We start from the raw sequence: 22,799 nt of genomic DNA, 5'->3' as shown, positions 1-22,799 counted from the left end.
TTTATTTTTTAACTCCTAAATCTACAGATTTCCCCCTGTAAGTAGCTCTCTTTTTTCCATTTGCATACTCTAGACCTTTTCCATTCCTACTATTTTTCAGTTCTTTATCAGCATAATTATTTGCATCTATCTCTGCATCTGGTTTTCCAGTCTGATCTTTAGCCATTAACTCTTCTCTTCTCTCAAATATAGCGTTTAGAGCTTTATTTATTACCTGCCCAACACCTATTTCATATTTATTCTGAGCTTTTTTCATATCTTCCTCTGATTTAAATTTTTGAGGAAGACCTGCCTTTATATCGTTTTCAGCATTGGTAATAACTTCATCTATAAATCCACTATATTTTTTACCATTATACTCTATTGTTATCTTAGAATTATAAGCCCGTTTCCATTGCTCCACATGCCCTTCTTCATGTGCTAAGACTTCTTCTGATAACCCTGGATTACTCCCATTCAAATCACACATTGTACATGATGGATTTAACCCAGCATTTATTCTAACTTCAATGTAAACTTTAACATCAAATTTATTCTTTTTTTTATTATAATTTATTGAAAAAAATCTTTTCTCCCCTGATTTAGGATGAGGTTTCAAAGTCCTTCCAGACACATCATGTCTCGTATTCCCAAAATCATGAATATCTCTAGGAGCAGTATTATTAGGTAAAGGGGCATAATCATAAAAAATTTTTGTTTTTATTTGAGGCTCTAAGCCATCAAGATCGACAGCCCAAATAGGCTTATTCCCTGCAAATTGATACGGAGTATAAAACGGGTATGCTTGACTCAAAGGATCAACAGACAAAAACTTCCCAATAGCAGGATTATAAAGACGGAAGCCATAGTCTTGGATCAATTGGTCTCCCCAATGGCGGTCATTTTCTTTCCCATTAAAGCCAAAGCGATAGTTTTGCGAGTTGAACGATCTACCAGGCATTTCCCAGCCAAATGGATAATAGTCCTGAGCCGATTGCACTTGTGCTTTATAAGCTTCCGCTGTAGTTTGACCGATAGTCGTCACCTCACCTAGCTTTTGATCACTCACTGTCACTAATACATTCCCTAAATGATTACTAATTTCGTAAAACTTGTTTCCACGAGTTGCATTTCCTGCCTGATCTACTCCAAGTATTGTTCCTAAAGTTGAATTCATCAATTCAGGTGCTGTAATACTAGGTACATTGAATGGCATTAAAGATACATCATATTGATGAATTCCCAAACGACTTGAGCCGTAAATCGGCGTTTCCTCTAATTTTTTAGTATTATTTTCTACGATATACGTTCCCATAATATTCCCACTAGCATCTCTAACATAAAAAGTTGTTTGAGTTGGACTAGTTCCTCCCTTAGGAGTAACGGATTTACCTAAACGATTGCCGCCAACATCATAGGTATAGATAATATCGTAATTGGCATTGTCTACAGAAGAAACTTTATTTTGTAAATTCCATTCAATGGTATTATTTCCATCCGTTTTTAAATTCCCAATTTCATCATAAGTATAAGAGGCAGCTCCTACATCATTGATTCCTGCAGTAACCGCAGAAGGATCTGTAATAGATTCTAATCTATTTTTTAAATTTCCACTACCATAATGGTACGTTAAAGCATCAATATGTTTCGAAGTACTCGTACTATTCTCTAGCGTATGACGATCAAGGGTTTGAAGATTACCATTTCCATCATAAGTATACTCCGTCCGATAGGCATTACTCAAACCATTTTTATTCCAGCCGTTAACATAAGCATAAGATTCTGAATTCGTGATACGATGCAAGGCATCATATTGATAAACCATTGCCTGTGTTGCATGGGTCAAAGGATTCGCTTGCGCTAGTTGTGGAATATGGCTAATCATAAAAGCAATATTTCCATTGTAGAGCCCCTTAGTTGCATTCGTTCCTTTTATATCATTATTAAATGCCGCTGTATTAGAATGATCGAATATGCCTAGATTAGTTCCTGTACCAATAGGTTGATAATCTGCCCTATGATAACCTAAAGAATAAGCTGCTTCATCCTTCCCAAACCATTTATTGGCAATTGAAGGAATGGTATTCCCAGTTGCAATGCCAGTTGCCACAAAACCATCTAGCCCCATATCACTTTCACTCGTTGTATTGTTAACGCCCTTAATCCATCCTTGAAGGTTATATACATAGTCTAATCCTTGTACCTTATCTTGCCCCAACTCTACCCTTGCTAAAGGACCATGCGCATAATAAAAATATTTGGCATCTAAGTCCCAGATATAGCCATTCTTACTGGTCTGGGTATGTGTTAATCGATTGTCGGCATCATAGGTATATCGATGAAAGAATTGGTCTTTTGTCCCTTTCATAAAGGCAACTTCTTTTACATTCCCCGTGATTAGATCATAATCGTAGGCGATTTCTGAAGCTCCTAAACCGCTAATTTGGTGGTGTAATCGTTTTACATTCCCATGTACATCATAATCATAATAAGTAGCAATATGATCGTTATAGGTTCTAGCGACTCGCCCTCTTAAATTATCTTGACTAATTGGGCTAAAGCTTGCTTCTTCGTATTCTGTAATGATCCGTTCGTGTACTCCTGCTAAGGTTGCTTCAGGGAAGGTCGATTTATTTAGATCCCAAGCACTAAGCACTCCATGACCATCTAAACGCCCAACTTCAACCGTTCTTCCTTGCGCATCAAATTTAGTATAAGCATATTGCCCTCCTGCTGCTAGTTGTCTAGCATTTTGAGAGAAGCGCAAACGTTGCGCATAATCGTACCAAAACTCCGTCATTCCGCCATCTGGAGAGGTCTGCTTGACCACTTGCCCTAACGTATTATAGGCATAGGTTGTTGTCATTTCATAATCATGACTAGGATCTGTTCCGTCCCAAGTCCCTCTCGTAGAACCTGCTGTTGTCCCATCAAAGTGATTGGTTGGCAATGGAACTACGGCAGCAGGTGGAATGGTTTGAATCAAATTTCCTGCTTGATCGTAATAATACAAGGTGTAATGATGCTCTGTTGTGGTATATTCTGTGGTCATGCTTTCTGTGAATGCCATACAGGATTCTCCACTGGTCAGTATTTTTAATTTCTTTTCTAAATATTTATCATAGGCACTTTCTGCCTTTCGGGTTAATTCAGCTCGTTGCTGTTCTTCACATTGTATTCTGACGGTGTCTAAGTTGATGGTTAATTGGTTCTTTTTTAGTCCCCATCCTCCTTTACAACTAGTACAATTAGTAGACACATTTCCTAATTCACCGAAACTAGTTATGATTTTAACTTCTGCATCAATCTGCTGTGTTCCCCCGATAGAACTCGCTACCATATCAGAACAACTAATCGTTTGATTTACAGCACTAGAAACTAGATATAAAGGAGGATTCCATGTGCAATTTTCTTTAACTGTAAGATTTATTGTATTAGTTGTACTATTATAATTTCCTATACTTTGTATTGTTAATGGATCTATTGCTGCCCCTGTTTGAATATCCTTCAATGAAAAAGTCATCGTAGAGAATGAGGAAGGAGTAGCAGTCTTGAATTTTATATAATAATTATGCTGTTTTATCTCTTCACAAAGATATTGAAGAACAAAACTAGAGCTCTCAAAATAGCCTAAATCAACATTAGTATAATCATTGCAATTAGGAGCAGATTGTGTTGGCAATACATATCTAAAATAGTAACTTAATATATTGGGTGATGGCATATAAAAGTTATTAGAACTAGGGCAACTAGCATTAATATCTGTATATTTAGTTGGAAAAATACTACTTTGTCTTAGTAAATCAAAAGCACATATAATATCGTCTTTACACATAGGTTCTAGTTCTTCTCCTCCAGAAGAATAAACACTACTCCACTCATAAACATCTGTCTTATGAGCAAAAACAACATCTACCTCAGCAGGCAAACGATTATTAACTAGATCATTACCGCAATAAGATGGCACATGATTCATCAACCAATCCAAGCGGTTTTGTGCATTGGCTAAATCCTGATTAAAAGTAGGTAAATTAGGATCTAAAGCATAAGTAGAAGAAGTAGAGTCTAAATATTCTTCAAAAAGATAGCCCATTGGATTATCTCCATCTGCTCCACAATGCCCTTTACAAAAATCTGTAAACTCTTTCACTAGGTGTATATAATTTAGCGAATTTGTTTCCTCCAAATCTGGGCACAATTGGTTGACCCAACGTCGAGCATTGCCTTCACAAATAGCCGTACAATTATCTTGGTTTACATTAGCTCCTACTGCTTGTACATCTGTCAAATCAGAAGGATCACCTCCTCCATTGTCATCCATAAAATCCTGCGTATCATCCGCACTAATAATAGGCTCACAGGTTGTTGTTCCTGTATAAGGGAAACCAGTATTACACCCCGTAGTATGGTCAATAAGGTGCTGTTGCAATTTCGCTTTTTCAGCCGCATAAATACCTCTAAAAAACATCCACTTATCTTCGTCAGACAAAGGAGTTATATCAGGAGAATTAATGGTCGTACTATGATTAGTAGAGACATATTGCGCAGGATCTCCCAAGATGTTATTAATATAACAAATCACATCTGAACAACCACTACCACAACCGTTTACCCCTGTAGGATGAGGAGGATTATTGGTATAATTATCGGTACAATAATTGGACAAACGGCTAGACATATCCGTAGAGTAATTGGGATAAGCTACAAAAAACGGATCCATGGCTATAATTGAGGCAAACTGCTCTGTAGTTACCGTTTGTGGAGTCTGCAAATTAGCTCCAAAACTAACGGCATCTGCCCAAGTTTTTTGGCTCGCTAGTTCAAAATCAAAACGACGACTTTTTAAGGCAACCTCACTGATACAAGCAACTTCGTACGCACAGTATTCGGGGTGTTTTGATATAATATCTGGATGATCTACAAAATGATCTTGCCAATTATTTTGATCTTGAATAAAGGTAGTAAAGTCACTTCTGCTGCTAAAGGTTTCAGTAACCACATGACCATTAGCATCATAACGTTCTAACGAAAGTTGGTTGCTATTATCGTAAACATGTTCCCAAAATCCCAATTCAGTATATAAGCAACCTTGTGATCCTGTTGTAGGATCTCCTGCAGGAGCGATTTGCTGTTTCATCAATTCCAACTTAGCATGGCATTCTGTTTTTAAAGAAGCAGCCAAGCTCTCTATCCTACGCAAATCATCGCAATCAGGGTAAGTACTTGTATTCAACAAATAATATTGTACTCGATCAAAGTAGATTTGGTACTCAGGATCTGTAATTTTTGCATCTGCATAACCTGGATATTCGGCACTAGCAATTTGTTCACAAAGCCTTAGTCGAATTGCATCATTACAATATTCACATTCATTGGGATCCCAATTATCAACAACATATTGATCGATAAACGTTTGCTTATCGGCTAACACTCCACTATTTTCTAGGTGAGTAATTAATTGATTGGGATCAGGCTCTACCACCTTTACGATTTTTTTAAGCTGATAACTCCCGACATTTTGTAAGACTGCTTCAAAATCCACTTCGACCGTAGGAATTGGCACGCAGGTATTGTCATACAAACTATTATAATGCACGACAATTTCCCCATTAATGACTTGCGTTGTAATTCCATTGTAAAGTGGAGAGGTATTGCCTCCTCCAGTATTCGTTGGAGCAATCAAGCTTAGAGGAATTGCATTTCCACCTTCGTCAATTAAACTAATATTTACTTCGTATTCACAACCAATACAAATCGATGTCGTAGCTCCTGGCATATAGATCCCATCCCCTGTTAGCGTATAAGAGAATTTATCCGTTCTAGGTGCTTCATCGCAAAAAATAGCATGAGACAATACGCTAGTCTTAGCCGTTCTATCCACTACATTTTTTCCCATAATAGAAGAAGCAATCGTATTGGTATTCCCCTGCTCACTTGTTAATGTGTTAACATTATCAGGACTTTTTCCTGCCAAAGCCGTTGCAATCGTTTGCCCTGCTTGATCGATATAACTAACCGAAATTTGGCCATTCGCATCTACCACATAATTTTTGCGGTAATGCTTTTCATCTCCCACGTTCTTTCCGAATAACCTTCTTAATTCACTATGATTAGGATTTGCATAATAATATTTTGTTTCATGATTGGAACCCAATTGATAAAAAGCACCTACGCCAGACTGTCTAGCAACTCGTCCTGTTGCATCATTTAGAAATTTCACCTGCGTAATGGGAAAATCTTCTGCATCTGGAATATAATCTCTATGGATGTGATTATTAAAGGGATTTTCTGCGCTATAATAAATAGCACTGACATGCTTTTTACCCTGAGCATCTACTTTAGATAATGCGTCTGCATGATCTATTTTATCAAAATCCTTATACGTGTAATCAATGGCTGCGGTTGAAATCAGTCCGCCTTCTGCTCTTGTTGGGTCATCCGTTCCTGCACCAAATTGCAGGGGATTTTTTCCAATTAAACTTTTAACGGGAACAGGCAACGTAGATAAAGAAGGACGCCCTTCAGCATCATAGATATTTTCTGCTACAATCGTCAAATCATCGCTACTTAAATTCGTTAAGGTTTGTCTCCCTCTCATTCCCTCATCAAAGTATTGCACCACTTGTTTGCTCTTAGCATCTTCTGCAAAACTTCGCTGTACTTGCCAAATTCTATCGGATTCAAATCCATGAAAAAGGAGAATAACAAAACTATTGGTATTAGGATCTACCCCTTGCACCCACGGACCATATTTTAAATGGTTATAATCTCCATTAACACCACGAATATAACGCCCAACAGGACGAACCCTAACATAAACCAATCCCTCAGGATAAAACAAATCAAATTGATACGAATTGGATTTCGTTTCGATACCAACCGCCTTTTCAAAAACAGTTTCTAAATCTGTTGAAGCTAAATTAGAAGTCGTGGTATTGTGTTGCGCATCCCAATACACCCACTCTACCTCATAATACTCTGCTCCATCCACAACCTGCCAAGATATTTCAGCCTGATTATTAGCAAAGCTAACCAAACTCATCTCGTTTTTGGTAATGGGATCTGCATCATCTAGATAATCATACCGTTCTACCTTCAGTCTTAATTCCAAATGAATATCATCTGGAACATTACCAACAGGAGTTATGGTTCTAATTTTTAGCTGTACATCCCCCACTACGCTTTCATGGATTCCTATAGCTTCATAAATTCCCTCTGTGTTATTGTGTTCAATAAACAAAGTTCCTTGTTTTACAATGCCTTGCATCAAAACAGGATCATTGTACAATAAATCATATTCTATTTCATAAGACCAAACATTGCCTGCAATATCTGTTTTTTGGTTTCTATTATAAACCAATGCTGGCACAGCCGTATATCTTCGTACATAATCTACTCCTTCTCCTGGATCTCCATACCTGGGATCTACCACATGAATTACTTTAGAGACGGCCAAGTCCACCTTATTTTTCATTCCAGTGTAGACAATATCTTTAGCATGGGTTGGTAGCCCTATACCTATTATCAACAGCACAATGATAAATCGAATGGGAGCTATTAAGGTTTTCATACTTGTGTTATATTTATTGATCGTTTGTTCTTTAGCTCATGGTTTACACTATCAACAAACGGATTATTTATTAGAGATCAAACTTAATTAGTTAGCACTTCGAACAGCATAATTGCTGTACTTCCCAACTCCTTTAAACTGGTTGCCGACTTGGGTTATAAATCGTTTTTCAGAAAAATTAGAGGCAGCAAAAGAAGGATTGGTGTCAATTTTTTTCATTTTCAACTCTGTATAAATTTCTTTATCGACCAATTCTGGATTGTAATAATATCGAACCAAACGCATGAAACCTGTCGAAATCTCAAATGAGATTTCGACTTTGCTCATCTGTATATTTTTATTTTCTAAAACATAATTTTTATGTTGCTTGGCAGTTCCCTGATACACAACGGAGGGGTATCGTTTTAATATATCCGCCGTTGCAGGAATGTGTTGTTTCGCTAAATTTTCTGCTTTTTCAGCCGTCCATTTATCATAAATGATTGTTTTACTTACCTCGTCAATCATCAAAATATATTTGGTATTAATCAACATGATTGCCTCATCCATTTTATAAAGATACAAGGCTCCTTTTTTCTGAATGATGGTATTTTGTTGCTTTTCCATTTTCTGATCTTGCCAAATACTATTCTCCATTTCCAAATACAAATCATCAACGCCCTGATAAGCCGCTTCCATTTTTGCCATGTCCTCTTCAAAAGATTGAGCAATTGTCAATCCAGAGAAAACAACGAAGAATAAGATGGTAGATAATAATTTATTCATAAGACTATTGATTGTGCGATTTTACATAACTTCTAGATTCTTGAATGGTTTTTATACCACGCTCTGTTTCTCGTTTAACTAAGATTAAGCTGCCATCTTCATCGTATACATAAAAAGTAGCATAGTTATTATTATCCAAAGTCGCCTTTAGACGATAATTTACTGGATTATAAACATAGGATTGCATATTGGCATCCGCAGGATATATCCGTACATCATCTACGTACATCATTCTAGCCCCTGCATTATCTAAGATAGATAAATCGTTATTACCAGTATACGTAAATTTGCCTTCTACACGCTGCCAGCCCTCTATGATTGCCCCTTTAGGCTTCATTAACGTCCCCCCCATTCGGATTTCCAACTGCCCATCATCATAGCTGTGTTTTACGGTTGAATTCCCTCCAAAAGTAGACGCTACATTAATCCAAGCACTAAACATATAGGCTTTTCCTGTTTGTAGATGCAGCGTATTTTGAGGAAATTGCAACAAATCATTGGCTCCCATCACTAATTTCAAGCTATACTTTCCAGTATGTGCTTTTTCTGTAGAAAACTGTGCTTTGGAGTTACTCGGTAATACCGTATTAACTGCTGCTAAATCTTGCTCATAAATTAAGGTAGCATCACCAGCCCACCAGCCAGCACCTAAATTAAATCTACTAGGAATAGTTACGCCATAAACTGTAAATTTCCCCTTGGTAGTTTCATCCAATACAGGTGCTAAACCTGGTATTTGAAAAGGACCACTTGCACCTAAATCAACTTCATGTTCTCGAATTTCGGTAGTAGTAGGAATTTTAATTTTGCTTGTTCCATTTGTCAAGCTCAAACTAATTCCAGATAAATTTAGATTCCCCAATGGGTCATAAGGTTTATGAAGTAGAATATAAGCTGTATTTCCGCTCGCTGATAGCTTAGTTGGGTAACACAAACGATAGTTTTCCTGACGTTTAATCGTTGAAGTAGCACAGTTGGTAAAAGGCAGAAAATCTAAATTTCCATTGTTATAATGTCCTGCCGCTGCCAAATTGTGGATACTTCCTGTTACTCCAGGTTCTTCAAATCCTTCATAGCCCATTTCATAATATCGAGTATTGACTCCCTTTGCTACCACTATATTATTATTATAGCCATAGACTTCTGCTTGATGATTGCCCAAGATATCTCGTGCCTCTACTGCTGCTCCATTTAAGTTATATTTGGTTACATCTTCTGTTCGAACCCAATTATGGTTACAGTATTCAAAAAATGGATCGGTCCAATTAAACAAAGGAACTTGGTCAACTGTTCCTGATTTTTTGATGTCTACATCATTCAAATTGGTATTCGCATTTGGATGATAGGTAACAAAATCTCGATTATCAATGTACGCATAAGTACTCTTCGCTCTCCATACTCCTTTTTCTCCTTTGGTATAAGGATTTTGCCAAGGATTTTTAGCAGCACAATGATCGTAATCCTCTACGTTCCATTCGTCTGAATAAGCACTTGCTGAAGCAGACAAAACTTGATCTATTTCTTTGTACTGGATTGTCTGAGGATCTGACTCAACTAGATTTGGTTTATAATAATCTCCACATTTTAATTCTACATAAATAATTCCTTCATAATATGCTCCATTATTTTTTTCTGTTAATATTTCAGACGTAGGGTCGTTAGAATTTTGATAAAAATCTGTTGGAACCTTACTGCCATCAATCTTAAAAGAAAAGAGACGATTGTGCACTCCTCCCATGCATGGACCTTTATGGGATAAAGCTTCCAAGTCATACATATTTTCATATAAAGTAGCCTGATCTGATACCCCTAACACAGGTGTTGGGTTACCTCCCGTAATACCTAAATGATCTTGAAAGAAATTATTATTGACAAAAATGTTAAGACCTCCCTCCTCTATATTATCATAAGGCACACCTGAAGTCATATTATACCGTTTTATATACCAATTAAATGGAATAATTTCCTCCATTCCCCCTTGATAAAACACTAATACAATATTTGTAGTAGGCTTCGAATTTCCATACATACTGATAATATTGGTTCCCTTTATAATTCGAAATGCTGGTCTAGCACTCAAATCAACTGTTCCATCCAACAATAAAGCATCCTTTGCCCAACGAATTTGTTGCATTGTCAATGGTATATCTTTATATACAAAAGAACTTGTTGACGGTGCACAATTAGGACACTTATAATTAGGGTAAGGTAAATAATCATTTATTGTTAGTCCTTGATAAGCAGTAAGTCCAGACCTAACTAAATCCATATAAGCATCAAAATCAGCATAATATTCTCCATCTTTTACCTCTTGAAAGTCTATAAATTTAGTAGTACAAGTATTTTCTCTACGTCCTGTCATTGGATTTGAGCTAACATTATCCTCTCTATGATCGACCGTACTATACTGAGCAATCGAAGCAGACAACATATTTTTATTGCCCGAACGAACCGTATTAAAGCTAAGTAGACTACTCGTATTTCCACCTAGAGGATTAAATGTTGTCACATTCTCTAAACTGAAAAGGTTATTTCCTAAATAGACTGCCCTACTTTTGGCCGTTTGATTATTTAGTTCATCATATACAATATACTCATCACCAGGGATCAATTCATCAATAACATTACTAGGTGACACCCCTTGAAAAACAAATTCATTTGGATGAGCAGTTGCTGTCAAGGTACCGTTAAATTTCATCCCAACATTATCCGCAGCCATTCCCAAAGTACTGTGTGCCAAATAAGCAGGAGCAGTATAGTTGTAGATACCTCCCCCCATCTGATTGTGGGTATATTTTAAGATGGGCTGCCCAGTATATTTATCAAAAACTTCATTATAGGTTGTGATGTGCGACTGCCCATCATAAGCATGCATTTTGGTCATAATTCCTCGCTTATTAATCACCTTATTGGTCACGGCTAAACGAGTTCTATTTCCATTGAGATTAAATTGAGGCCAAGGAAAAGGAACAGGATAAATAAGCGTAACATCAATATTCACTGCCACCCCTCCAGAAGTAGAGACAGAAGTCGATTCTCGCCCATCCATTACAAAATCATAATCCACCCCAACCAAACGAGGTTCAACTTTAGCATCTAAATTTCCTGGACTCGTATCATTGGGATCATCCGCAATCAAAACATCCACTTCATTATCCAAGACCCTAACCGTTTTAAACGCCCCTCGATCCTTGATGTATTTGGTCTTTGATTTATACTCATAAGACACCTCTGTTAACGGCTTATCCAAGACCTTTCCTGTGTTATCTTGTGCATAAGTCTTTTGACCTTTCATTTGACCATGCATGTTGTTTAGCTCTATGCTATACCCTTGTGTTCCCGTATACTCATCACGACGTGTCAAGACCAAGAAGCTCATCATCATAGACAACCAAGGGTCTGTTTCTGTATCCTCCAAATCTGTTTTGTCAGTAACCACAGGAAAATCTTTAGCCGTATAAAATTCATGTACCGTTTGTCCTGTTGTTCCAAAACCATCGGGCAAATTATTATTTGCTAAAAAAGTAGCCCTATCTGTTGATTTGGATGCCCGTAAAGCATAATCAGAAGCAAGACTTCTTACCGTTACCTGGCTATAGCCAACACCGCTTCCTGGGTACAAGCCTTCATTCAATGGATATTCATAAATATGCACATCCTTGACCATACCGCTTTGAATTTCTTCATGAATATCCGCATATTTTAATGCACAGGCATCATAACCGATAGTCGTTTCATTTTCCATGACACCGCTACTGTAAACCGTGCCATCCGCATCCGTTTTGGTATAGTCATATACAACTCCCAAGGTATTGGTTAAATTGGCTTCTGGTGCCCAATTATCTTCCATGGTGATTTGCTTTACTCTCGCTCCTCCACCATATTTAATTTTATCAGGAGTATTTAATTTGATAAAAGACTGAGAAACATCAACCGACTGCCCAAAACCTCTATCTTTTACAAAACCATAATAACCACTAAAAATAGCCCCCAAACCTGCTCCAAATCCAGCCATTTGAGGTACTGCATTTTCAGGATCAGGAATTTGGTTAATCTGAAACATTCTATCTGGTAGATTATCTTTTAAGAAATCCCAATTTGCCATCAACATAGGATGATAATGATCTCCCTTTACCTGTTTTCTAGCCGTCCTTAAGGTAATATATGCCTCCGTATAAGCACCATTCGCATCCGTAGGGCTTTTGTTGGTATCAAAGTCTATAATAGGATTTCCATTACCATCGTTTTCTATTTCAGCATAACCTGTTACATATTCGTTGGTTACATCTGTTGCTGTCTTAAGGTTCGATCGTATTTTGAAATAAACCTGCCTAAAAGAAGCCCCTTCCCCATCCTTTCTTTTCACTAAGGGCAAATCCTCAATGTATTTTTTCAGCTCCTCCTTTTCCGTAGGTAAAAGAGGATGCTCTAACTTAAAGTAGACCCGTCTTTCATCTTGTCCTAGATTAGCATCATTAGAAAGAAAGCCTCCTTGATCGGGATTTTCATTTGCATCATTTGTTATTCCTAAGGCAAAAATGGGTTGCATTTGTGTGGCTACATCATCTTGTACATAAGCATAGTCATCTCGCTCCAATTCTATATTCATGGCTGCACCAGATGGCATAATAATTTTTGACAAATGCCAAGATGCAATATCGCTATCCAATTGATCCTTAAAATTCGGATCATTAAGATCAAATTGCGTCGTATATGGATTGTGCAGATTCGCACATTCATTATTAGCAGGCAATGCTTTATAAGCACCCCAGCGATCTAGGGCATTTTCATTGTAAGCTCGATTCGAATTTTCATACTTAAATACATAAGGAGATAAAGCCCCTCTTGTATTGTTTTCGTAAGTAAACCAAACTTTTTTCAGGGTTAATTTACCATTATCTGTAGCATCTGCGTTGTTTTCGACATCAGGGCATAAGCTATAATCGTAACTAAAATGCACAATTTTTAAAGGTACTGCACTAGATAATCCCTTAGACGATATTTCCTTTTTAGTGTATAACTTAATTTTATCTAACTTATAAGAATAATCCCCTAAACCATCTCCAGTATTTTGAACATAAGCACCTGCTCCCCTAGCATCCTTTCGTTGAGAGACTTCAAAATAAGCAATATGTGTTTTAGTTTCAATGGTTGCAGGAAGATATACCTCTCTTTTCCCCCACATAAAAGAGCCCATATCGTCCACCCTTTTATTTTCAAAACCTTGTATTAAATTGACCCCAAAAAAAGGCGCTCTCCATTGGTACCCATTTGACAATTTAACATAATTTGTTTTCATCCAATACCCAACGTCACCATCAGAAGGACCAGGGATATTATCTATATCAACATAATCGCTCCCCAAAACAGAGGTTAACATATAAGAATGTGCATACTGTGGTAGCGTCTTTTCATCTATATATTTATGAGTACCATCTCTTTTATAATCAATCTCTCCATCTATATCAGCATGGGCAAACACTCGCTTGGAGCAATTGTTAACAGGATCAACACTAAAAATAGCTTCTTTTTGTTCTGTATTTTGTAATGGCAAACCATAGACCCAACGCACGCCATCTAGTCCCAATGCCGTAAAACCTGCATTTTGTTCGTTTGGTGTACGACTAAGATCTGATTTGCCTAGGTTTTGATATTCTGCTTGAGTAAGGGCAGTATTAGAAGCCGTTGTTGCATCATAATATTGAATGTCATACTCTGGCAAGACTACATTATTATTCCCATCTAATAAATCATTGTTAGAAATGTTCTGTATCGCCATGTTTCTTGGTCTCCTATCCTTTCTTTTGCTTTCTCCTGCATTGAACTTAATGATAGGTTCATAATCTGCGGTAAGCGTCCCATTCGATTCATCTACCTTTGGACCTTCTAAAATACCTCCATCAGTACCATCGTATTGATAATCCGCATTCTTTTTTAAGCGCAGTGGTTTATCTCCGCCCATATAGTCATAGGCATCCAATGGCTCTGCTGCCATTTCGCCAGCCGTTTTATAATAGACATTTTCAAAATCAGCCCCACTTTCAGCGGTTTTGAAGCCATATTTTTCGTTCTTATTGCCAAAATAACCATTGTACTTTGGCCATCTATAATTCGACTGTTCAGAATAATTAAAACTACCATCTATTCCTACTTTTAAATGAGGTCCTACTTGTCCTCCTATGGATCCACCTGCGGTACGAGCAAATAACTCAGGATCGTATACAAAACCATAATCCGAACGATGTGCCCGATACATTCCTCCGATCCCTTGTCCCACTACATTATAAATATCATAAGACAAACTTGGAGTAGCCAGAAAACGGTTGTGTCGATGGACAGCTCCATCCTTTTCTCGATTAAAATCCATTAAACTTCGGTTATCATCCAAAGCATTTTGCAGGTAATTGTATCCAAATGCTTTACTAGGCTGTGGAATTCCTGCATCCTTTACATGTTGTACCGAATAAGAACCATTAAAACCAAAAGTAGCATAAACCACCGCTGCTCCTGGTGCAAAACTAAAACTTCCTGACAAATTCCACCCTGTCCAAGGAATCTTTACCTCTGGGGTATACGCTGTTCTAGCAAAAGAGTAACTGGCACTTACGCCTCCTCCTGCTGGGTTATAACCTGTTTTTCCTTCTTGTTTTGATCCTACGACCCCTTCCTCTTTTTCATTACTAGACAATGAGTACCCCAAAGACATACTGGATAAACCTTCTCTACCATTAAAACTCAATCCAAAGTTAAAATTACTTGATACCGCATCTGTTTCCTTAGTCATTGAAAAACTAGTATTTAAACTAGCCATTGAGGTACTAGATAAGTTCAATCCTAAACTTAATTTAGGTTTATAGATTCCACTACCTTCATTACCAAAAGATCCTTTTAGACCAATAGTTGGATCTATAGAAAATCCAGCCCCTCTATAACTATTATAGGTATAATTCGTATTCAACGATAGAGATAAACCAACATGCTTAAGAATATCTGTTGCTCCATCATAACCACCAATTTCAACGCCCAACCTACTTCCCGCAACAATCGTTTCATTCTTTAACATATCTAGTTTTCTAGTCACGATTTCACCATTAAAATCATCGGGCAAACCACGCATGCTTCTAGACAAAGAACCTACATTGATGTTCCATCCTAAGCCTGTCCAAGAAGCCTCTGTATTGGCATCCGTCACCGAATTATAAAACAAATTGACAGGATAGCCCCCATCTGGTCCTGGTACTTCAAACAAAGGAATGTTGTAGTTAAAATCTCCTGAAAACAAGTTCACCATTTCTGTCGTTCCTACGGGCTGAAAGCTTTGCACTTCAGGTTGAGAAGGTCCTGAGGTTAACGCCAAGGCTGCCGCTGGAAAGGCAATTTGATTAACCATCAGAACAATAAAAAACCAAGCTACTCGCTGCATAATTTTTCGATTGGAGTTTGTGAATTGACTCATAATTTTGTGCTTACAGTTTTAGGTTTGGAATCGCTTCCAAAGCTGATGTTTTATAGTTTAGTTTTATTGGTCCTGTTTGGAAATATGGAAGATCCAATACTAGGGTTTTGTTGGCTGTTTTTGTTGCTTCCTTTTGTTCAAAACCTAGAACAAAAGTTCTATGAGCCGCAAGATCATAAGAACGCTCAAAATGATATAGTTTACAAGGCAATGTATCGGTTCCCTCTATCAGTTTTATATCTTTTTGCATGGCAAAAGATAAGTAAGACAAACGCTCCTGTTGTTGGGCATTATCATTGACTTGGTAAGTCGTAATATCTTTACCGCCAGCAGTACTTAACTTCAAGGTATAATATTGCATTCCTGCTAATTCTTTTTCTCGTTGTTTATAATCTGCTTCTGCTATATCATTGGTTCGCATTTCATTGGCGATTACATAAGCAATCGGTTTGTACAACAATTCCACCTCTAAAGGGTGGATGGTCTTTTTCCTCAGCAAACCATTTTCTGGATTATTGACCCAAGCAACATAATCTGATGGAATGAGCGTTTCATTTCCACAGCTAGACAAGAGCCCTATGGTTATAATCAAAATTATATAGTTAATTGCCTGCATATTTTGAATTGATATATTTGATAACATCTTCTGTTATATCATAATGTGCTTTTCCATACATCAACGATCCACTCCCTGCTACGCCAAAAACATAGTCATAGCCTTTTTCTGCTCCATACTCTCTAGTGTATTGAGAAATTTGTTTCCAAATTGCCTCGGTATATTCTTGGCTTTTGTATTGGTAAAAACCTTGATGCTCCTGATTCATTTGCTGATACTGCTGCAACAATATTTGTAGTCTTTGTTTTGCCCCTTCGTCCGTTTGAGCAAGTTGTTGCATCGCTTGAATTTGGAGCCCTAAGGAATCAATTTTTGCTTGCTTGCCATTCGATTCTTGTTCTAAGCGGGTCTCTAATTCCTTCCTTCCTTGAAAAGCATCAAATAGTTGTTGATTATCGACAAAAGCAGTTTTAGGGATGCTGTTATAGACTGCACCACTGATTAAGGCACAAAGCCCCAATAGTAATATAAATGGTACTATTTTTTTCATTGAAATTGAATGCGCTTATGATTTAGTTTTAAATTTTAAGATATAGGTCTCCTTTTTATTTGCCTTAAACTCTAGTGTGTAATAAGAGTCTGCTGCTAAGCCAGATACATCTAGGTCCAAATTATTATACCCATGATTAAGCACAAAGCTAGAACTGATTGGATTTTGTCGATTCCAAGGGTATATTTTATAAGCAATTGTTTCTCCTCCTGTCTCAACGCCGTATTCTTGCTTCAATCGAAACCTTAAATAATCATCTGTTAATTGGAAATAGCCTGTGTTTCCTCCTAGGATTAGTTCTGCATAACTAACAGGAACAGTACTCTTAAAAGTAGTTCTCACATCATAAACAATTCGACGTTGGCGGTCTGCTGCGTCACTAAAACCCACCATCAGATAATATTTATCGATGGCTTCTGTCAACGTTTTGGTCGCCACCAACTGATCGCCCATATAAACCTCAACTACTTTATTCCCTGTAAAACGCAGTTCTACCTCGTAACCTCCTTTGGGATAATAGACCTCTGGAATAAAATCATAACCTGCTCCTGCCCACGAAAAAGCTCGATCGGACAGTGACGCTCTACCATCTAAATGAAACATGAGTTGAAAAGGATAATCCAAGAAAAAAGTAGGCACTGGTAAAGGGCTAGTCGCTGCTTGCAATCGAATTCCAAATACAGCATTGGCATCTGCTGTATTGCTGTGTTGATTTGGAAAGTTGGGATGTTCTGCTCCTACTCTAAATTTTACACTTCCTCCTCCTTGTACCACATCAATTGGAATGGTCGGATCATAAGCATGGGTACGATAATCAGAGATGGACTGCATGGGCAAGGCTGGATCACAGGTCACACTATTGTCTACGATCTTTAAAATAGAAGCCGTGGGATCTGCCTTTTCCAAAGCCAATTTATCATAGATTTCATAGCTCGCTACCTTCGTCCCTCCTGTAGCATTGGTCATCGTTACCGTGTAAGTTCCTTTTTGTAAATTTGTGATTATTTGATCGGTTGCTCCTGTTGACCACTGGTAGCTATAAACATTGTTTACATAAGCCAAATCTACAGGCATCAATTCAATACTACTCGTCGCTCCATACTTATTATTGTTTGTCATAACAGTTTTAATAACAGGCATCGTTGCACAAAAAGACGACCTTAAACCATAGGCTATTCGTCGATCTAAATGTGCCATATCTTTAAACCCTACTGCTGCTACATATTCATTGGTTGAGCGTTGCTCCAAAGTTGCTGAATAAATCAAATTTTCTTCTAAGTAAACTTCAATTTGATGATTCCCTAAAAAGCGAATTTCAAACTCATCTCCATCCGTATAGTCATGCCCAGTGTAATCTCCTCCTGCTATTTTTCGCAATCCCCTTTGTCCATAGATTTTTTCGGGTATAAATCCTCCTGTTACTACTTTTAGATTCGCATCATGTACCCATAACGGTATTCTTATCGGATTTGATAAATTCTTGGTTTCAAACAACTCCAAGTAAAACTTAGGAGGAGCTGCTGGATCTGGATTGGATATCTGTTCAGGGAAATTAGGATGGGACTTTCCAAACTTGGCAAAGACACTTCCTGTTTGAGTTGCGATGTCTATTGGGGTTTTATCATAACAATGCGTCCGCTGATCGGCTAGCCCTGTGTATCCTAAACTCGGATTTACCGTGACACTATTCCCTACAATCGACAAGGTATTGTCATTGGGCTCAAATCGCTCTAAATCCCAAGGTCTATAAATAGAAACCTCTATCACCTCTACCACTACATCTTTCGTAACTGTACAACGATACGTCCCCATTCCCAAATTACTAATGGAAGAAGAACTCGCTCCTGTTTCCCACAAATAAGAATAAGTCCCTGTTTGGGTGGGAGTTAAGCTAATACTTCCTGTACTAGCACCACAATCGGTATCAACGGTACTAATACTAACCAGTTGTCCATAAGAACTACTTGCCATAAGAATGGAAAACAAAATCAATACGCTCTTTCGCATGTCGAATAAGGCATTTTTTAGCGGTGACTTTATTAAAAGGGTCTTTGCCCCATTAATTGAGTTGGTCATAGTTTTTATCATTTGATGGTACACAACTGTACATCAATCTTTGTAGAGGAAAAAAACGGAAGATGGGAAACATGGATTTCTAAGTTGCCAATCGTACAATGGGTTGTTTTCTCAAAAAGATCAGTGTATGTTCCGATAGTTCAGGTTATAACTGCTTCTAATTATATTTAGTTCCCTGCTTTGTTAAAAATTTTATATTTATATTTTCAACCTATTTTATTACAAAAATATTTGCTCCTTTAGGTGCAATATCATCTACTATCTAGTCTTAAATTCGTGGTGGGTATATTCCTTGAAGAAGGATTTTGGTGGTGTGGTTGTTCTATTTTAAGGTTTAGTGTTTATTCTCAATATATAAAAAGGAATATAGATTGTTTTTTAAATGGGTTGCTACAAAAATATGTTAAATACCTATAAAGCGCAAGTCCGTTTTTATATTTAATTGCCACTAATAAGAAAAAGTAATCACTTAATTAATACCTAAAATCGGTATTTCTTATCGGCTTTTTTGTACGACAAAGATACATCAACCTTTTTGCTGGATCAAGCTCATCAATACTTCTCTTATTATACGGTATCATTCACTCCTTAAACGGTACAAAATTATTAACCATTGGAACAACAGATTTAATACGACAAGATTTTTTATCCTTACACAAAAAAGAAGGAGGATGCCTTAAGACATCCTCCTTCTTTTTTGTAATCCGTGCTCGTTCTACGCTTCAATCACTGCTGAGAGTCCCCGATCAACTAAAGCATCTTTGATAGGTTTCAGTTCTTTTTTAGAACCCGTTTTTACAGTCGCTTTGCCTTTAAAATGAATCAAGTAACTCAATTGTTCTGCTTGTGCAGCATTATGACGGCAAACTTCTACAAAGGATTCAATTACCCAATCAAAAGTATTATGGTCGTCATTATAAACAATAATTTTAGCATGATTACCAATTAATTCTTGGAGGGCGATTTCTTCTTCTTTGTCTTGCCAAGACATGGTTAGTGTATTCTCCAACATAATTCTTCAGTTTACTTTGGTGGTGCTTAAATTAAATTAGTTGTTTTATTCTTTTAATACTCCGTTGATTATTCCCTACGGTCATGAGATAGTTTTTTAGTTTTTTAGCAAAAAACATAAAAAAACATCTTGCACCATATTGATTATCAACTTTTTGCCACTTAAAATCACAAGACACATAATGCCGATAATCAATATAGTACGATTTTTTAACGGAGTAATGATTCTTTTAATACCCTATTAAAAAATCAACAAAGTATTGATTCTATCAATTATACATTTGGGGAATATCTCTAAAAGTAGAGAGTTCTACCTAATATACAAAAATACAATTAGTTTACATAATTATAGCCAAATAAGTTCACTAAAAATCTGGAAATTTTAACGTAACTCTAGATTCTGCTTTGGGATTGGATGAAGTTGCATTTAAGCCCTCCCAATACAAAGCTCCTTTATGCTTTTGATGAAGTATTTTGGCATCTTTAAATTCGAGGAGAACGATCCCCGTATCCAAGACACACCATCCCTTTTTTTTGCTAGAGAATTTAGATAACCCAGGTCTTGCCGATTGTGTTTTCATTCCCTGTTGCCATTCTTTAAAAAATAAATCCAACGAAAAATCTAATCGAGCAGTTTCTTTGTTATAAATGAGAGGCGTAACATTATTATGGTACTCTACGGTCCAATGTGCTGCATTTAAGGTCAGCGCCATCGATTTGATCCCTAAAGCAGCCGTTTGATAGTCCTGTCCTTTTCGCCCCAGCATATAATATTTTTCTGCCGTATGGTGAAATTCATCTTTTCGCCCCCAAGGGTAATCTTTGGTTAGCGTCTTAGGAGTAGCATTTAGTTGGCTTCTATCTCCTGCTGCAATCAAATAATGTACTTTCAGGTTATAGGTTGTTTTTTGATTAAATCTAGAACACTCAAGCGATTGGCAGTTGACCACTAAAGCAACTTTGAGATAAAATCGAATTTCATTTATAGCAGGGGCATATTCCGCATCTTCTACTGTAATACGCAGGAGTTGTATTTTGTCTGCCCGCTCAACAGCCATTAAATCAAAGCCGTTAAGCATCGTAATGTACTGCTCTTTGTTTTTCATTCCTTCGGGAGCAGGCACAGCTACTTCTATTCGTTTGGTCAGTAATTGTTTTTCTTTTCCATAAAGTTTAATCGCAACCTCTCCTCCATAAAAACCAGTTGTAGGGCTCTTGATAAATGTATAATGCGAACTGTAAAAGGTACTGTCCGCCCCTAACCCCGAAGCACTAGCATGGCAGGATTCAATTTTATTATCATTTAATTCAATATAGTTCCCCAAACGATTAATTCTATGATTATACGTCCAACTATGTTCAAAACCTCGCCAAATGACTGCTTGATGAACATCTTGTTGGGCACTACAGAATTTTTGTAATAATAAACAAAATAGAAAAATTAAATTGGTCGTTATCCTCATAAGTAAATTGGGTAAGTATCAAGATTTATAGTTGTAGTTATCACAATAGTCGTTAAAAAGATACAAAATCTAATCAACAGTACTATCTTCAAAAATAGACTACTTTTTAAACACAAACAAGTCTTTATGGTATTCAAAGCGCTAAAAAAACATCTTAATGAACTTTTAATTCTCAAACACATCTCTTTTTCTAAAAAAGAAAATATTCACATTTAGACCATACTAATACAATAATGCTCAATAAGATATTTTATATTATTTATCCATGTATTGAAATGCATCAAAAAGGATCACCACCTAATAGCAATATCGTTAACTGACCACACGAGCACGACGAGTAATTTATCCAAATTGCCTATATTAAAATCACTGAAATTAGCCTATCTTTACCCCATCAAAAAACAATTAATTGTGCTCAAATAATTCTGAATCTTTGATAAATCATAAAACATGACTTTCCGAGAGTTATTCTTTTAGCAATAAATTTTAAGTCATAAGTTTGTTTGTTATTGATGTGCTACGACTTATAAACCAACAAACTTGTCAAAGAATGATATTTTTCTTGTATTTATTTAGCATTTTACATTTATAACTTATCACTATGCGTATCTTATTATTATTAACATTAACGATTACCGTCCTAACCAGCTGTTGGGATTTACAGACAGGACAAGCCATTCGAGAAGTTGCACCAGGAACATGGAGAGGAGTCTTCAAATTAGAAGATCAAGTTGTTCCCATCATGTATGAGATACGCAATTCTAACAACATTGACCAGCCTGTAGAGTTGATTTTCAAGACCGCCCAACAAGAACTTAAAGCAGATCAAGTAACTATCCTTGGAGATACCTTATTTGCTGATTTTAATTCTGCGAACACCCAACTTAAAATCATTCACCAAATCGATCAAATGGATGGTTTTTTGTACGATCAATCTGGTAAAGAATACCCTATTATATTCGCTGGAGTATATGGTATTTTGCAACGTTTTCCTGATGTTAGAAAAACGCCAACCGCCAACCTAACTGGCGACTGGAAATTAATAGCAACCGTTGCACAAGATTCTACACTTGAAGGGATTTTACGAATCACAACTAAAGACAACTATGCAACCGCTACTCTTAAACTAAACCACAAAAATCAAACGATGGTTTTAGAAGGTACTGTTCAAGGCAGTAAGATTTATTTGTCAGGTTTTGATGGCAAAACCGTTTGTTGGTTAAGCGCCAACATCAAAGATTCCAAAACACTAAATCAAGGTAATCTAAAACTCAACAATAAGAATTTCTTTTGGGAGGCACAAAGCAACGCAGGTATTATACATTCTAATTAATAAAAAAGCGCTTTGCTATTTTTTACAGCAAAGCGCTTTT

General features: G+C 36.9%; 9 protein-coding genes. 1 reads left to right on the top strand and 8 read right to left on the bottom strand.

Annotated elements, in window-relative coordinates:
* Nucleotide 1: 1 nt before the first annotated feature.
* From AsAng_RS28575 to AsAng_RS28540, 8 genes are all read right to left on the bottom strand, one after another.
* Entirely contained in the window at nt 2-7,549 is a 7,548-nt protein-coding gene (locus AsAng_RS28575; protein WP_264790573.1) for an RHS repeat domain-containing protein, read from the bottom strand.
* An 87-nt stretch (nt 7,550-7,636) separates the two neighbouring features.
* Nucleotides 7,637-8,314, bottom strand: a complete 678-nt coding sequence (locus AsAng_RS28570; RefSeq protein WP_264790572.1) for a hypothetical protein — start codon at nt 8,312-8,314, stop codon at nt 7,637-7,639.
* 4 nt (nt 8,315-8,318) lie between these two features.
* Nucleotides 8,319-15,770: a hypothetical protein gene (locus AsAng_RS28565; RefSeq protein WP_264790571.1), complete on the bottom strand. Its 7,452-nt coding sequence runs from the start codon at nt 15,768-15,770 to the stop codon at nt 8,319-8,321.
* Between the two features lie 10 nt (nt 15,771-15,780).
* A complete protein-coding gene (locus AsAng_RS28560) occupies nt 15,781-16,386 on the bottom strand; it encodes a hypothetical protein (RefSeq protein WP_264790570.1) in 606 nt (201 codons plus the stop codon).
* A complete protein-coding gene (locus AsAng_RS28555; RefSeq protein WP_264790569.1) occupies nt 16,373-16,876 on the bottom strand; it encodes an OmpH family outer membrane protein in 504 nt (167 codons plus the stop codon). Before AsAng_RS28555 ends, AsAng_RS28560 begins: the two co-directional genes overlap by 14 nt.
* A 15-nt stretch (nt 16,877-16,891) precedes the next feature.
* On the bottom strand, nt 16,892-18,952 hold the full coding sequence (locus tag AsAng_RS28550) for a hypothetical protein (RefSeq protein ID WP_264790568.1): 2,061 nt from the start codon (nt 18,950-18,952) through the stop codon (nt 16,892-16,894).
* Nucleotides 18,953-19,667: 715 nt separating this feature from the next.
* On the bottom strand, nt 19,668-19,964 hold the full coding sequence (locus tag AsAng_RS28545; RefSeq protein ID WP_264790567.1) for an ATP-dependent Clp protease adaptor ClpS: 297 nt from the start codon (nt 19,962-19,964) through the stop codon (nt 19,668-19,670).
* 364 nt (nt 19,965-20,328) lie between these two features.
* On the bottom strand, nt 20,329-21,426 hold the full coding sequence (locus tag AsAng_RS28540; protein WP_264790566.1) for a hypothetical protein: 1,098 nt from the start codon (nt 21,424-21,426) through the stop codon (nt 20,329-20,331).
* A 601-nt stretch (nt 21,427-22,027) separates the two neighbouring features.
* Between AsAng_RS28540 and AsAng_RS28535 the strand changes: the two genes are divergently transcribed.
* Nucleotides 22,028-22,759 (top strand): hypothetical protein, encoded by a 732-nt coding sequence (locus AsAng_RS28535; protein WP_264790565.1) that lies wholly within the window; start codon nt 22,028-22,030, stop codon nt 22,757-22,759.
* Nucleotides 22,760-22,799 lie beyond the last annotated feature (40 nt).

The sequence above is a fragment of the Aureispira anguillae genome, assembly GCF_026000115.1.
In the GTDB taxonomy this organism is placed as follows: domain Bacteria; phylum Bacteroidota; class Bacteroidia; order Chitinophagales; family Saprospiraceae; genus Aureispira; species Aureispira anguillae.
The sequence above is the reverse complement of the archived record's forward strand: the minus strand, read 5'-3'. Positions and strand labels throughout refer to the sequence as shown.

What these genes read in the sequence shown, in the direction of transcription:
- AsAng_RS28575 (WP_264790573.1), bottom strand. Translation starts at nt 7,549, where the DNA reads ATGAAAACCTTAATAGCTCCCATTCGATTTATCATTGTGCTGTTGATA.
- AsAng_RS28570 (WP_264790572.1), bottom strand. Translation starts at nt 8,314, where the DNA reads ATGAATAAATTATTATCTACCATCTTATTCTTCGTTGTTTTCTCTGGA.
- AsAng_RS28565 (WP_264790571.1), bottom strand. Translation starts at nt 15,770, where the DNA reads ATGAGTCAATTCACAAACTCCAATCGAAAAATTATGCAGCGAGTAGCT.
- AsAng_RS28560 (WP_264790570.1), bottom strand. Translation starts at nt 16,386, where the DNA reads ATGCAGGCAATTAACTATATAATTTTGATTATAACCATAGGGCTCTTG.
- AsAng_RS28555 (WP_264790569.1), bottom strand. Translation starts at nt 16,876, where the DNA reads ATGAAAAAAATAGTACCATTTATATTACTATTGGGGCTTTGTGCCTTA.
- AsAng_RS28550 (WP_264790568.1), bottom strand. Translation starts at nt 18,952, where the DNA reads ATGACCAACTCAATTAATGGGGCAAAGACCCTTTTAATAAAGTCACCG.
- AsAng_RS28545 (WP_264790567.1), bottom strand. Translation starts at nt 19,964, where the DNA reads ATGTTGGAGAATACACTAACCATGTCTTGGCAAGACAAAGAAGAAGAA.
- AsAng_RS28540 (WP_264790566.1), bottom strand. Translation starts at nt 21,426, where the DNA reads ATGAGGATAACGACCAATTTAATTTTTCTATTTTGTTTATTATTACAA.
- AsAng_RS28535 (WP_264790565.1), top strand. Translation starts at nt 22,028, where the DNA reads ATGCGTATCTTATTATTATTAACATTAACGATTACCGTCCTAACCAGC.